This is a genomic window from Streptomyces sp. FXJ1.172, from assembly GCF_001636945.3.
Taxonomy (GTDB): Bacteria; Actinomycetota; Actinomycetes; order Streptomycetales; family Streptomycetaceae; genus Streptomyces.
This window is the reverse complement of the sequence record NZ_CP119133.2, coordinates 8,611,441-8,625,710: the sequence shown is the minus strand read 5'-3', so window position 1 is coordinate 8,625,710 and position 14,270 is coordinate 8,611,441. Positions and strand designations below refer to the sequence as shown.

At 70.4% G+C, this 14,270-nt stretch carries 12 protein-coding genes; 9 read left to right on the top strand and 3 right to left on the bottom strand.

The window, feature by feature from the left end:
* Positions 1–191 precede the first annotated feature (191 nt).
* On the top strand, positions 192–929 hold the full coding sequence (locus tag A6P39_RS39025) for an MgtC/SapB family protein (RefSeq protein WP_067043464.1): 738 nt from the start codon (positions 192–194) through the stop codon (positions 927–929).
* A 52-nt stretch (positions 930–981) separates the two neighbouring features.
* Here the strand turns inward: A6P39_RS39025 and A6P39_RS39020 are convergent, their stop codons facing one another.
* Positions 982–2,931, bottom strand: coding sequence for a S53 family peptidase (locus A6P39_RS39020; protein WP_234378811.1), 1,950 nt, complete (start codon positions 2,929–2,931; stop codon positions 982–984).
* A gap of 347 nt (positions 2,932–3,278) precedes the next feature.
* Between A6P39_RS39020 and A6P39_RS39015 the strand changes: the two genes are divergently transcribed.
* Positions 3,279–6,410, top strand: coding sequence for an alpha-L-rhamnosidase (locus A6P39_RS39015; protein ID WP_079133269.1), 3,132 nt, complete (start codon positions 3,279–3,281; stop codon positions 6,408–6,410).
* Between the two features lie 441 nt (positions 6,411–6,851).
* The gene (locus A6P39_RS39010; RefSeq protein ID WP_067043467.1) at positions 6,852–7,481 is read left to right on the top strand and encodes a LysM peptidoglycan-binding domain-containing protein; all 630 of its coding nucleotides are present in this window, start codon (positions 6,852–6,854) and stop codon (positions 7,479–7,481) included.
* A 66-nt stretch (positions 7,482–7,547) separates the two neighbouring features.
* Here A6P39_RS39010 and A6P39_RS39005 read toward each other — a convergent pair whose 3' ends face one another.
* Positions 7,548–8,918 (bottom strand): (2,3-dihydroxybenzoyl)adenylate synthase, encoded by a 1,371-nt coding sequence (locus tag A6P39_RS39005; RefSeq protein WP_067043470.1) that lies wholly within the window; start codon positions 8,916–8,918, stop codon positions 7,548–7,550.
* 236 nt (positions 8,919–9,154) lie between these two features.
* Between A6P39_RS39005 and A6P39_RS39000 the strand changes: the two genes are divergently transcribed.
* Positions 9,155–9,625: a nuclear transport factor 2 family protein gene (locus tag A6P39_RS39000; protein WP_067043472.1), complete on the top strand. Its 471-nt coding sequence runs from the start codon at positions 9,155–9,157 to the stop codon at positions 9,623–9,625.
* Here the strand turns inward: A6P39_RS39000 and A6P39_RS38995 are convergent.
* On the bottom strand, positions 9,543–9,836 hold the full coding sequence (locus tag A6P39_RS38995) for an aldehyde dehydrogenase family protein (protein ID WP_107304299.1): 294 nt from the start codon (positions 9,834–9,836) through the stop codon (positions 9,543–9,545). The two genes, A6P39_RS39000 and A6P39_RS38995, sit on opposite strands and share 83 nt — an antisense overlap.
* Before the next feature lie 209 nt (positions 9,837–10,045).
* On the opposite strand from A6P39_RS38995, the gene A6P39_RS38990 reads away from it, so the two are divergent.
* From A6P39_RS38990 to A6P39_RS38970, 5 genes are all read left to right on the top strand, one after another.
* Positions 10,046–10,666 (top strand): hypothetical protein, encoded by a 621-nt coding sequence (locus A6P39_RS38990; protein ID WP_067043475.1) that lies wholly within the window; start codon positions 10,046–10,048, stop codon positions 10,664–10,666.
* Positions 10,667–11,248: 582 nt separating this feature from the next.
* Positions 11,249–11,611 carry a MarR family winged helix-turn-helix transcriptional regulator gene (locus A6P39_RS38985; protein ID WP_067043477.1) on the top strand — a complete coding sequence of 121 codons (363 nt, stop codon included), beginning with the start codon at positions 11,249–11,251 and terminating at the stop codon, positions 11,609–11,611.
* Positions 11,608–13,041 (top strand): MFS transporter, encoded by a 1,434-nt coding sequence (locus A6P39_RS38980; RefSeq protein WP_067043480.1) that lies wholly within the window; start codon positions 11,608–11,610, stop codon positions 13,039–13,041. The genes A6P39_RS38985 and A6P39_RS38980 overlap by 4 nt, the downstream gene beginning before the upstream one ends.
* 33 nt (positions 13,042–13,074) lie before the next feature.
* Positions 13,075–13,368 carry a DUF1330 domain-containing protein gene (locus A6P39_RS38975; protein WP_067043483.1) on the top strand — a complete coding sequence of 98 codons (294 nt, stop codon included), beginning with the start codon at positions 13,075–13,077 and terminating at the stop codon, positions 13,366–13,368.
* Between the two features lie 269 nt (positions 13,369–13,637).
* Positions 13,638–14,213: a TetR/AcrR family transcriptional regulator gene (locus tag A6P39_RS38970; RefSeq protein ID WP_067043900.1), complete on the top strand. Its 576-nt coding sequence runs from the start codon at positions 13,638–13,640 to the stop codon at positions 14,211–14,213.
* The last annotated feature ends 57 nt before the right edge of the window (positions 14,214–14,270 follow it).

Genomic DNA, 14,270 nt, shown 5'->3' with positions numbered 1-14,270 from the left:
CGGGAGGAACCGGGACCCGTCGACACCGCGGACCGGCGGCCGACGCCGCCCCGCCCCGGCGGGGGCCGCGGTGAGATGACCGCCTGACCTCGTCGACCTGGTCCCACGAGATCAGCCCTCCGTACGCGTCGCGGCCCCGTCGCAGGGTAGGCGCCGGTCCGGAACATCGGCGGGCGATCTGCGAGGTGGGCATGGCAGGGGCTGAACTGGCGGCACCGTTGTGGGACATCCACAACGGCCAGGGACCGCGGCAGCTTGCCGAACTGGCGCTGGCGCTGGTGCTGTCGAGCCTGATCGGCTGGGAACGCGCGGCCCAGCAGAAGAGCGCCGGTCTGCGCACACACACGCTCGTCGGGATCGCGAGCGCGCTGATGATGGAGGTCTCCCAGCACGGGTTCACCGCGGTGCTCGGGCTGGAGCACATCTCCTTCGATCCCTCCCGGGTGGCCGCACAGATCGTGTCCGGGATCGGGTTCATAGGCGGCGGCCTGATCTTCGTGCGCAGAGACGCCGTACGGGGTCTGACGACGGCCGCCACCATCTGGCTGACCTGCGCCGTCGGCATGGCCTGCGGCGGCGGGCTGCCCATTCTCGCGCTGGCGGTGACGGCCCTGCACTTCCTGGTGGTACGCGGCTACCCCCTTTTCACGTCCCGCCTGATCCCGGAGACCGTACCCTCCGCCTTCGAAGCACGCCTGACCTATCGGACGGGTTCGGCGCTGCTGCCACGGCTGATGCAGACCTGCACGCGTCTTGGGTTCCGGATCACGCAGGTGAGGGTCGAGCGGCTGCCCGGCCGCGCCGACGACGCCGCGCGCGTGCTGCTGGAACTGGAGGGCACCGAGGACCCGGCGCGGCTGGCCGCGGACCTGTTCCAGAACGAGGACGTGCTCGACGTCGAGTTGACCCCGGCGTCGGACGACGAATAGCCGGCCGCGGCACCCGGTCGCCGGAAAACGGCCGTCCGGCCGGCCCGCCCGTTCAGTGAGCGGCGCGGCGCAGTCCGGCGATGAAGGCGGCGCCGTTGGGTGTGCCGACGCCCGTCATGGTGTCGTAGCCCTTGGCGGTGACCTGCTCGGTGTAGGTGTGTTCCTGGGAGTCGAAGACGTCGATGCCCGTGCCGTCCGGGGAGCCGTCAGCCGGGAGATAGGCGGCCCGGTCCTGCTGGGGCGTGCGGGGGCCGACCGGCAGGACGTCGTGCAACGCCCTTGTGCCGGCGAGTCGGTAGATCAGTGGGTCGAGGAAGCCGAACGGCTTCCGGCCCTGTTGCGCGTCGGCGACCAAGCCTGCGATCAGCGGGCACGCCAGGCTGGTGCCGGCGTTCACCACGGTCCGGTACGGTCCGGGCTTTCCGTTGCCGTCCGACTCGGTGTACCCGGTCAGCAGGCCGGTGTCGGGGTCGCCGTCGGCAGCGATGTCGGGCACGGCCCGGTCGGTGGCGGTCCGTTTGCCGATGCGGACACGCGACATCGACGCGGGTACGACACCCTTCTGGTAGGCGGGCTGCCCGTAGACGAGGCTGGTGCCCCCGCCGCCCCCGCTGATGCCCAGGTCGGACCACTTGCCGTGGTTCAGGGATCCGTAGTCGTCGGACCACCCGGTCTCGAAGACCCGGTGGTCCGCCGCCCCGATGCCGAGGCTGGTGCCGCCGACCGCCACCGCGTACGGGTCGGAGTCGGTCACGGTCAGGCCGGGAGTGTCTCCGGAGGCGAAGTACACGCCGACTCCTTCGGCAGCGGCCCGCACATCGATCGCGTGCACGGTCCGCTCCGGCACCTCACCCAGCGGAATCTGCCACGAGTTGGACTCGATGGAGGCGCTGGGGCGTTTGCCGTCGCCCGTCAGCACGGCGAGGGCCGCGTCGAGCAGCGCCTGGTCCTCGTCGCAGCCTCCTCCGATCACCATCAGCTGCTCGGCGTCGGGTGCCATGGCGTAGAGGGCCTCGGAGTCCATCTCCGCCTCGTCGTTGACGGCGGGCGACTGCGCCGCGCCGTGTGCGGAGGCGCCACAGGAGCTTCCGGTTCGGATCTCCCGGAACCGGGAGGGTTTCGGCGCGGGCAGGTGGTTGCTCTTCGCGTATTCCTTCAGTGTCCGGAACATCGCGGTCGGCGTCTCGTCCTCGGTCAGCGCGACGGTCTGGCCCTTGCCGGTGTCCGTCCACGTGGCCCCGTAGGCGGCACGGATCTGGCCGGCCGTGTACCCGCACACCGGCAGCGCTGCCTCGGTGAGTCCTTGGTAGGCCGGGTGAAAGGCCTGCGTGTGCTGGGCCCAGTACCGGGAGCACGTCGGTGGCTTCGCCGTCGCGGTGGGGCGCCCCGGCTCCGGCGTGATCGCGGTGCGGGTCGTGGCCGGCCGGGTGCCGCCCAGCCCGGTCACCGCCAGCACGTCGGGCGCGAGCGAGGACGGCACCGACACGTCGCGGTCGCCGGACTGGATCACCGTGGGCCTGCCGTGCGCGTCCTCGGCGCGGTACTGGTTGATCCGCACGTGGAACGCCGACTGCACCTTCGCCACCGGCCCTGTCGCCGAGACATAGTCACGGCCGGTGCTGACCTTCACCCGCGTCAGCCCCTTCGCGTCCAGCCAGTCCGCGACCGCCCGGGCGTGTTCCGCGGAGGGGCCGAACCTGGCGGTGTAGGCGTCCGGGGTCAGGTAGTGGTGGAACTCGGCGCTGCCCGGTGTGGAGACCGCTTCGGCGAACGCCGTGGCACCGGCCACATCCGGCTTCAGCCACACCTGGACGGACAGTTGCCGTGAAGACGGCACGGCACCGGCCAGAGGCATGGCGCGCACCGCGGGCGGGGCCGTGTCCGGCACCGGTGTGGTGGACGCCGCCTGTGCGGTGCCGGGCGGTCCCAGCAGCGCGCCGGCTGCCACCACTGCCGCACAGCCGGCCATGGCGGTGGCGGCTCGGCAACGGCTGCCCGTCACGGAGCCGGCTCCCGGCCTCTTCGAGAAGGCTCTTGCCACGTGTGTCCCCCAGCCCGGCCCGATCGCTCCAGCACCCGGCGGCCTCCGATCCCGGCCCCCGCTCCTCGTACGACGCATCCCACAGGCCTCGGGTTCCTCCGCTGCCTGCTCCGCAGCACAACTCGGTCCTGAAGCCAGCACTCCGCTTTTGAACGGTTTCAATATTCTCTTTGCCCTGGCTGCTTCTGTTTGATTCTGTCCGATGTTCCTGCTGCTGGAGTGGTAGACAGGGGCCACATCCGGCACTAGCTTCAGCGGCCGATCGAGCTGAATCGATACAAAAATCGGGGCGGCCGAAAGGACACGGCATGAATGACGGAGTTGACGGCACGACGGGCGGAGGCATACGGCGCAGGACCGTTCTGGCCACCGCGCTGGGTTCGGTCCCGGTGATCGCGGCGGGCGGGACCGGCGGAGCCGGTGCGGCACAGGCACCCGTACCGATCGCAGGGGACACGGGAGTGGAAGGTCTGACGGTCGAACACCGCACGAACCCGCTGGGGGTGGACGCGGCCGCGCCACGGTTCGGCTGGCGCATGAGGTCCTCGGTCCGCGGCCGCCGGCAGAGCGCGTACCGGCTCCTGGTGGCCGGCACCGCCGAGCGGCTGCGCGCCGGGCGGGCGGACGTGTGGGACAGCGGCCGCGTCGCCTCGGCGGACTCGGTGGCCGTACGGTACGGGGGCCGGGCACTGCGGCCGTCGACCCGCTACTTCTGGACGGTCCTGGTCTGGGACGAGAACGGGCGGGCCGTTTCCGGCACCCCGGTCGCCTCCTTCGAGACGGGCCTGCTCAGCACGGACGGGACGACCGGCTGGGACGGCGCCCGTTGGATCACCATGGCGGGCAAGAAACCGAACAGTCCCGGCGCCCCGCTGCTGCGCCACGAGGCCGCCCTCCGGGGGCGCGTGCGCGAGGCCCGGCTGTATGTGTCGGCGCTCGGCGTGTACGAGGCGTACGTCAACGGCCGCCGAGTCGCCGTACCGCTCGACGGCGCCACCGGCACTGCCACCGAGGAGCTGCTCACCCCGGGCTGGACGAACTACGACACCACCACCTGCTACTTCACCTACGACGTCACCGGACTGCTCGCGGCCGACCGGCGGGTCACGCTCGCCGCCGTCCTGGGCAACGGCTGGTACAACGGCCGCATCTCCGAAGGCAGCGTCTACTACTCCCAGGGCGGCAACCCGCTCGCCCTCAAGGCCAAACTGCTGCTGCGCTACGCCGACGGCTCGGCACAGGCCCTGGTCACCGTGCCGGGCTCGGGCTGGAAGGCCACGGACACCGGCCCCCACCGTGCCGACGACATCTACGACGGCCAGACCTACGACGCCCGCAGGGAACTGCCCGGCTGGGCGGCGAACGGCTACGACGACTCCGGCTGGGCGGACGTCACCGAACACCCCTACGCCACCCGCTTCCCCGGCGCCGGGCTCGTCGCTCACCCCGGCGAGAGCGCCCGGCTGACCCCCGAGTGGGACCGCAGACCGCGGTCCGTCACCGTCTGCACCGGGGTCGCGGGCCAGGACGGCAGCCCCAACGGCAAGGGACACGTCGTCGTCGACGCCTCGCGCACGGTCACCGACCCGGACCGGGCGGCCACCGCGCAGGTGACGCTCACCGAGGGCGACACCGCGGTCTTCGACCTCGGGCAGAACATGGTCGGCGTGCCCCGCTACACCCTGCGCGGCCCCGCCGGCGCCCAGGTCACCCTCCGCTTCGGTGAGATGCTCAACGACGCGAGCAAGGGCGCCGACGGCCCGGAAGGCTCGGTCTACCGCGCCAACCTGCGCGGTGCGAAGGCGACCAGCACCTACATCCTCAAGGGCGACCGGCACGGGGAAACCCACCAGGACTCGCTCACCTTCTACGGCTTCCGGTACGCCTCCGTCACCGTCACCGGCGGCCCGGTCACCGTCACGGGTCTGACCGGCAGGGTCGCCACGTCGGCACTGCGCGAGACCGGTTCGGTCGCCACCGACGACGACAAGGTCAACCAGCTGATCAGCAACGTCCATTGGGGCCAGCGCGGAAACTACCTGTGGGTCCCCACCGACTGCCCGCAGCGCGACGAACGCCTCGGCTGGACCGGTGACACCCAGCTGTTCTCCAACACCGGCCTGTACAACGTCGACGCCGTCGCCTTCCTGAGCCACTTCGAGGACATCCTCGTCGACTCACAGAAGACCTACGGCGCGGACCACGCCCAGTTCACCCATGTCGCGCCCGGCAACCGGTACAACTCACCGGAGCCCGCGAGCGGTTGGTCGGACTGCGGCGTCGTCGTTCCCTGGACGGTGTGGCAGATGTCGGGCGACAGCACCGTCATCGACCGCAGCTGGGCGGCGATGGCGACGTACATGGACTGGATCCACCGGCGCACCAAGGACAGTTACGCCGGGCAGGGCGCGATCTTCGGTGACTGGCTCGCCTTCCAGCAGACCAGCACCCAGCTCATGAGCGACGTCTACTACGGCTACAGCGCGCGACTCATGGCGGACATGGCCGCGGCCACCGGCCGCACCACCGAGGCACACGCCTACCAGGACCTCTTCTCCCACATCAAACGGGCCTTCATCAGCAAGTACCTGAGCACCGAGGGCGGCGTGATCACCGTGCGCTCCAGCCTCGGCGATCCGCCGGCGGGGACGCCGGGCGGCACCACCAAGACCGAGGACGACACCCAGACCGCCCTGCTGTGGGTGCTCAAGCTCGGTTTCTACGACACCGAGGCCCAGCGCCGCCAACTGGTCACCCTGCTGGCCGAGAACATCGGCAACGACGCCGCCTACAAGGCGGCCCACCCCGACAGCACGCGCGTCCAGTACGCGGAGAACACCCTCTCCGTCGGCTTCCTCGGAGTCAACGTCCTCGCCCCCGTGCTCACCGCCGAGGGCCGCGCCGACCTCGCCTACCGGCTGCTCCACCAGAACGCCATGCCGTCCTGGCTGTACTCCGTCGAAAACGGCGCGACCACCGTCTGGGAACGCTGGAACTCGTACTCCAAGCAGGACGGCTTCGGCCCGGTAGCGATGAACTCCTTCAACCACTACTCCTACGGCGCGATCATGGAGTGGATGTACGAGAGCATGGCCGGCATCGCCAAGGACACGGCCAGCCCCGGCTTCCGTCACTTCTTCCTCCGGCCGCACCTCGACCCGACCGGGCGGATCACCCACGTGTCCGGCTCGCACCTGTCGCCCTACGGCCAGATCGTCAGCGAGTGGCGCACCGACCACCGGACCCTCACCTACCGGGTGGCGGTCCCCGCCAACAGCACGGCGACGCTGTCCGTCCCCACCACCGACCCGTCCACCGTCCGTGACGGCAGGACGCCCCTGGCCCACACGCAAGGCGTTCAGTATCTCGGCTTCACGGACGGCACTGCCGCGTACCGCCTTCCCTCAGGACGCTACGAGCTGACCGCATCGCTCACCTGACCAGCCCGCGGATCGAACGGATCCACCTGGATCCGCCCCCTTGCGTTGTCCAAGACGCGGATCACGGCGCGGCTGGTGATCGTGTGCGCCTCCTGGCCCGTTCGCCGCAGTGCCCGGTACTGCGACCGTCTCACACCGGCCGCCGCATCCGGGCGGAGCGCCCGGCACCCCGCCGTAGGCATGCGCCGCCCCCACGGCCCTGTCTGCGGCGGTGCCGTGCCGTCACGAACCGGTGGCTCAACTTCCGTGCGCCCATGCGCACTTGTGTGCGCGCAACCCAAGTGAACTGACGGATCGTCATCAAAGCGCGCGGTAGCACACGGCGGCGCACGACGATCCGTGAGCTGTTCGCGCCTTGTGAGGGGCCGGGCGTCACTGCCGTACTTCCTACAGCCCGCCGGGACCACCGGCGGGCGGGAACCGCAGTGGAGAGGAAGGCCTATGACCGCACGACCGCGGCACCGCCGTACCACGTCCCCACGGCTCCTGCCGTCGCTCCGCACCGCCCTCACCCTCGGCAGCTTCGGCATCATCCTGCCCCTCCTCGCGCCGGCCACCAGCCAGGCGGCCTCCGGCAGCACCTGGGACCGGGTGGCCGGCTGCGAAAGCGGCGGCGACTGGAGCACCAACACCGGCAACGGCAACTACGGCGGGCTGCAGTTCACCGAGCCGACCTGGGTGGCCTACGGCGGGACCGCTTACGCGCCCCGGGCCGATCTGGCGAGCCGGGCGGCGCAGATCAACGTGGCGGAAGCGGTGCTCGCCCGGCAGGGGCCGGGAGCGTGGCCGGTCTGCTCGGTACGGGCGCGCCTCACACGCGGCAGCGGGCACAGCGGGCCGGCCACCCGCCTCAGCGCTCCCCCGCACGCCGCACCCGGGTCCCGCTCGCACGGCGGCACCCAGCAGCATCGCGGCACGTCGTACACCGTGCAGGACGGCGACACGCTGTCCGATGTCGCATGGCGGGCCGCCGTACCCGGCGGCTGGCAGCGGCTGTACGGAACGAACCGGAACGTCATCGGCCCGGACCCGGACGTGATCCGCCCGGGGCAGCGGCTCGTCCTGCCCTGACCAGACCAGACCAGACCAGACCAGAGGTACGACAGCACCCGCCGGGCACTGGGGAGCGGGCGGAGATCACGGCCGTCCGCCTCCGCTCCCCCACCGGGCCGAGCCGGTCACCACCAGGTTGCCGTCCGGGGTGCGCCGCGCGAGGTCGCCGGTGCGGAAGTAGCCGTCAGCGGTGAAGGAGCGTGCGTTGTGGTCGGGTGCCCGGTAGTAACCGCGCGGGGTGTACGGGCCGCGCGCGAGGAGTTCGCCGGACTCCCCGTCGGGTACGTCCTTGCCGTCGGCGTCGACAATGCGGATCTCGTCGTCGGGCGAGAGCGGGCGGCCCTGTGTGGTGTGCAAGGTCTCGTCCGGATCGCCGGGCCGGGTGAGCGTGAGCAGCCCCCCAGCGATGCCGAAGACCTGCTGCAGGCGGCAGCCCAATGCGGGGCCCAGCCGTTCGGCGGTCGCCCGGCGCAAGGGCGCACCGCCGATCTGCAGGAGCCGCAGGCTGCTCAAGTCAGCTTGGTGCGTGGGGAGTTCGTCAAGCCAGCGCTGTGCGACGGCGGGCACCACCGACGTGACGGTGACACGCTCTCGTCCGATGACCGGAAAGCATTCGGCGGGTACCGGCTCGTCGGCCAGGACGACGGTGCCGCCGACGGAGAGGGTGCCGACGATGCCGGGGCAGCCGAAGGCGAAGTTGGACTCGGCGGGCAGCGCGGCGAGATACACGTCGCTCCGGGTGAGCGACACCAGCTCGGCCGCGGCCCGCGCCTGGTAGGCGTAGTCGTTGTGGGTGCGCGGAATGAGCCTGGGCGGCGCCGTGGCATCGCTGGAGACCAGGAAGAACGCCACCCGGCCGGCGCTCTGCGGGAGCGGGCGCTCGGGCGGGGCGTCGATGGAGCCCAGCGGGAAGTAGTGACAGCCCGACGGATCGGTCGAAAGGCCGCCGTACGGGGACGAGGTGCCCGCCGCCTCGTAGGTGAACACCCGCCGCAGGAAGGGCCCTTGGCTCGCGACGTGGGCGGCCATCGCCGTGTGGTCGAAGCCCTGGCACGTCGAGGGACCGACGTAGCCGACGGCTTCGGTGACCCGCACCAGGTGGGACACCTCGGACGCGCGGTGCGCGAGCGGGCAGAACACGGGTACCGCGCCGACGCGCATCAGCGCGAACACGGTGATGACGAACTCGGGTACGTTCGGCAGCTGGACGACGACCCGTTGCCCGGGCCGGAGGCCGCGCAGCCGGAATCCGGCGGCCATGCGGTCCGCCCGCCGGTTCAGGTTCGCGTACGTGATGCGCGTGTCGCCGTGCACGAGCGCGGTCCGCGGTCCGTACTGCGAGGCCCAGTCGCGCAGCAGATTGTCCAGCGTGTTGCCACGCCAGTGCCCGGCCGCCCAGTACCGGTCGACGAACTCCTCCGGCCAGGGCGTGCAGCCGTCGAGCAAGGATGTCATCCCCCTTCTCAATGCCGGGAGAGCAGCCCCCGCCTTGACTTCGGCAATCCAAACCGCCGACACCCCGGTACGCAATGTGCTTTCCGAACCACGGACGCTGAATTCCATCGGCAGAACGTCCAATGAGCGCCGCCGAACAGGAGGAACAGCCTTGCGCGAGAACGACCGTTCTCCTAGTGTAGGGGTATGCGGGAACGAACGTTCTCACCCCATAGGGCTTCCCAGAGGAGTACGTCATGTCCGAGCAGCGTCCACCTTTCCCGCCGTTCACCCGGGAAACGGCGGTCACCAAGGTCCGCCAGGCCGAGGACGGCTGGAACACCCGCGATCCCGAGAAGGTCGCCCTCGCCTACACGCCCGACTCACGCTGGCGCAACCGCGCGGAGTTCGTCACCGGCCGCGACCACATCGTGGAGTTCCTGACCCGCAAGTGGAACCGGGAACTGGACTACCGCCTCATCAAGGAGCTGTGGGCCTTCGACGGGAACCGCATCGCGGTGCGGTTCGCCTACGAGTGCCACGACGACTCCGGCCAGTGGTTCCGCTCCTACGGCAACGAGAACTGGGAATTCGACGACAACGGCCTCATGCGCGTGCGCCACGCCAGCATCAACGATCTGCCCATCACCGAGGAGGAGCGCAAGTACCACTGGCCGCTGGGCCGCCGGCCCGACGACCACCCGGGCCTCTCCGACCTCGGGCTCTGAAGTCGTCCCCTGTCGCCGGTGCCCGACTCAGATCGGGAAGTGAGCCGAGGGTCGCTCCCCGGGCTCGGGCGTCCTCGACAAGTGCGGTGATGCGCCGCTCCGCACGGGAGTTGACGACGGGCCCGACGGCGGTGGCGGAGTCGGCAGGGTCGCCGCAGTTCAGCTGTGTCACCCGGGTGGCGAACTTCGCGGTGCAGTTGTCCCTGGGCATTGACTCACTTACGCGACGACCACGTCACAGTGACTCAAACTCCGGTGCGTGTGGCGTACCGGCACCTGGACTTCCTGGAGGTCGCGCTCGACAGCGGCACCTCTTCTCACCTACTGCCACAGACCGGGTACACATGAGGAGGTATCCACAAACGTTGTGAGTACTATGCGGGAACGCAAACGGCACATCACCTTGGGAAGAGAGCCACTGTGGCCGAGAACCTTGACGAATCCACCAGCCTCGGGCCGGTCTACGCCGCCCGGCTGGCAGAAGACTTGAAGCGCAACGCTGAGGAGCAGGAACGCCTCGACAGTGAGGTGGCGGCCCTCCAGGAGAAACTGGCGACACTGCGCCACGACCAGGCTCTGCTGGTCAACATGCAGCAGGCACTGGGACATGCCGAACAGGCAGACGAGTCGGCCGCCGTGGGCAGTGACAAGACCGCCTCGGTTCCCCGGCAGGCGACGCCGGCGACACAGGCCGGCAAGGTGCGGACGAGCCGTGCCAAGAAGTCGACAGCCGACACGAAGACCGCGCCGGCCGCCCGCTCCACTCAGCCGGCCAAGCAGGGCAAGGACCAGGGCCCGACGCTGCGCGACCTCGTGGTCACTCACCTCAGCGACGAAGGCGATCCCCGCTCGGCCCTCGACGTCGCCGATGCCCTGAGCAAGGCGTACCCGGAGCGCGGCATCAAGATCACCGTCGTACGCAGCACCCTTGAGGCCCTGGTCGCCAAGGGAAACGTCCGGCGCAGCAAGCGCGGCAAGTCCGTCTTCTACACGGCCGGTGCCGCCCGGTCCACGAGCACGAGCCAGCCCGTCACCGCCTGAAACCGCGGCCCATACGAGGCGCGGTCAAGCCATGCAATGCAATGCCATGCCATGCCATGCCATGCCATGCACGAACCGATCGACCACGTCCTCGGTCACACCCTCGCCGACAGAGCAGCGCCCTTGACGTAACGGGGTAACTCTCGCAGCAGCGAGAGCCGTTGACCCACTTGCGTCCACAACACCGATCCGGCTGCGGGCGGGTGGACGAACAAGGGCGGGGCACGGGGGGGTCGGGAGGCTCGCTGCGCACGCGATGCCCGCGAGAAGCGCGACGTCGGGCACGGGCATGTGCAGTCACTCAGAACCCTGCGACCGGACCGTGCTGCCGGTGAGTGCGCGCGTGGGCCGCAACACCCGTACGCAGCCGAGTCACTGCACACGAGACACACATATCCAGCGCACACTTCGCCGGCGACGGTCCACCGCCCGCCGCCGTATGTGCCGAACCATAAATTATGAATATAAAAATGCTATGCTTCGACCATGAGTCGTCAAGACGCCGTTTCTGACGCGTCCGCCGCCATCGGGGCAGCCCTCTACGGCCTGGCCACCAGGGCCGCGAAACGCCTGCCCCGGGACATGAGCCTGACGTCCGCCGCCACCCTGGCCACCCTGGACCGGACCGGCCCGCGGCGCATCACCGATCTGGCCGCGGTCGAGGGCGTCACCCAGCCCGCGATGACCGCCCTGGTCCGGGTGATGGAGGAGTCCGGCCTGGTCGAGCGGCGGGGCGACGCGTCCGACAAGCGCGTCACGCTGGTGTGCCTGACCGAGGCCGGCGCCTCTTATGTCCGGACGCGGCGCCAGGCGGGCGTCCACGCGTTCGAGCGGTTGATCGGCGGGCTCACCGGCGACGAGGTCGAGGCGCTGGTGGCGGCCCTGCCGGCGCTGGAGCATCTGGCAGAACTCGAAAGCCAGGACCGCGAAGGGCCGAAGCAGTGACCGGGCAGCCGGTCGGCGGGGTCGCGGCGAAGGCGTTCCCGGTGGCGCGTTCCGAGGCGTGGCTGCTGGTCCCCGCCCTGATGTTCATCGCTCTGGTCGTGGCGGCGGTCGCCAGCCTCGGGACGCCGCTCATCACCAGCGTGGCGACCTCGTTCCACGTCTCGCTCGGCAGCGCGCAGTGGACGCTGACCGTCGCGCTGCTCAGCGGCGCCGTCGCCACGCCGGTCCTGGGCCGGCTCGGAGCCGGCCCGCACCGGCGGGCCACGATCCTCGCCACGCTGGCGGTCGTCGTCGCCGGCAGCGCGCTCACCGTGCTGCCGCTGCCGTTCGCGTGGCTGCTGGCCGGCAGGGCGGCCCAGGGCGCCGGACTCGGGCTGACGGCGCTGATGATGGGCGTGGCCCGGGACCACCTCCCCGAGGAGCGCAGCGCGGCCGTGATCGCCCTGATCTCGGTGGTCTCGATCATCGGGGCCGGCGTCGGCTACCCGCTGGCCGCACTGCTCGCCGAACTCGGCGGGGTACGGGCCGCCTACGGCCTCGGCCTGGTCGTCACCGCCGCCGCCCTCCTGACCGCGTGGCGCTCCATGCCCGAAGCCCCCGAAGGCCGCTCCGCCCACGTGGACGTGCCAGGTGCGGTCGTCCTGGCCGCTGCGCTGCTCCTGGTGCTGTTCCTCGCCGGCGAACGGAATCTGTGGAGCCGGCACCTCGCCGTGGCGGCGGGCCTCGCCGTCGTCGCGGTGGTGCTGCTCTGCGTCTGGGCCGTCATCGAACTGCGCAGCACGACGCCCCTGGTCGATGTGCGGGCGGTGCGGCACCCGGCGGTCGCCGGGGCGAACCTCGCCATGTTCGTCGGCGGGATCGGCATGTACCTCCTGCTCACGCTCATCACCCGGTACGCGCAGACGCCGCACGGCGCCGGCTACGGCTTCGGGCTGACGACCTTCGTCGCCGGGCTGGTCCTCATCCCGTTCTCGGTGCTGGGGTTCGTCGCCGGCAAGCTCACGCCGCGGGCCCGGACGCGGATCGCCGACCCCCAGCTCCTGGCCGGCAGCGCCGTCGTGGTCGGCGGCGGGTTCGCCCTGTTCGCGGCGGCCCGGTCGGACCTGGCCGAACTGTTCGCGGCGATGGGCGTGCTCGGCTTCGGCGTCGGCGGCTTCTCGGCCGCGATGCCCGGCGTCATCCTGGCCGTCACCCCCAAGAGCGAGACGTCGAGCGCCATGAGCTTCAACTACGTCGTCCGCAGCGTCGGGTACTCCCTGGGCAGCGCCATCGGCGGCCTGATCCTCGCCGCGGGCACCGGCCCCGGCCACCTCTTCCCCGACGACAGCGCCTACACCACCGCGGCGCTGGTCGGCATCGGCGCCATGGCGATCACGACGCTGACAAGCCTCGCTCTCGCCCGCCGACGCTCGTCCGAGACCAACCCGTAAGTCAGATGCACTCATCCCCACACTGGAGGTTCCATGCCCAAGGGCTACTGGGTCAGCGTCTACCGCACCATTTCAGATCCTGAGAAGCTGGCTGCTTACAACAAGCTGGCCCGCCTGGCCGTCGAGGCCGGGGGCGGCCGGGTCCTCGTCCGTGGCGGTCGGGTCGTGGCGCATGACGCCGGAATCGCCGAGCGCACCGTCCTGATCGAGTTCGACAGCTTCGAGCAGGCCGTCGCAGTGCGCGAGAGTGCGGCCTACCAGGAGGCGCTGGTCGCCCTCTCCGACGGCGTCGAGCGCGACTTCCGCATAGTCGAAGGCCTCGACTGACCGAGGTCCAGTCGGATCTTCCCTCAAGCCGGAGAACGTACGGCGCTGCCAGGTTGAGCCGTCTCTCCCCTGCCATGGAGCCGGGTTGCTCGGCGCTCAGCCAGGTGGCGCCGCCCCGGCGCCCGATGTGCAGCACGACCAGGCGCGGGCAGCGCTCGCTGAGTTCGCGGTAGTCGAAGCTGCGGGCCGGCCCGCACCCGGGAATGCACTCGTGACCCGGCACGCTATACCGTGGGAGAACGTTCGTTTTCGAGAATGGGGTGATCGAGGTGGAACGCGAAGCGACCGAGCAGCGGATCCTCGACGCGGCAGAGGAACTGTTCTACGGCCGCGGAATACAGTCGGTGGGAATGGATGCGATTCGCACCGCCTCCGCAGTACCCCTCAAACGCCTGTACCAGATCTTCCCTTCCAAGAATTCCCTGGTCGAGGCGTACCTGAGGCGGCGGGACGCGAGATGGCTTCGCGATCTGGCTCAGTACGTGGATACCTATGACGCACCCACGCAGCGGATTCTGGCAGTCTTCGACTGGCTCTTCCTCTGGTTCAACGAGCCGGGCTTCCGCGGCTGCGGCTTCATCAACTCCTTCGGGGAGCTGGGAGCGACCTCCCAGGCTGTGGCCGATATCGCGAAGGCCCACAAGAATGCCTTCCGGCGATATGTCGCCGACCTCGTGGCTGCCGCCGACGCACCCGCGTGGCTGACCGACCAGCTCGTTCTCCTCGCCGAGGGCGCGATGACCACAGCGGCCATCTGCGGGTCCCCGGAGGCCGCCCGTCACGCCAAGGACGCCGCACGCACCTTGCTGCGGACCGCTCACCCTGACATCGTCGCAGGTGTCTGAGCACGCGTCACGATCACCTACGACCTGGCCGGACTCCTCCTCGGCCAGGGCCGACGT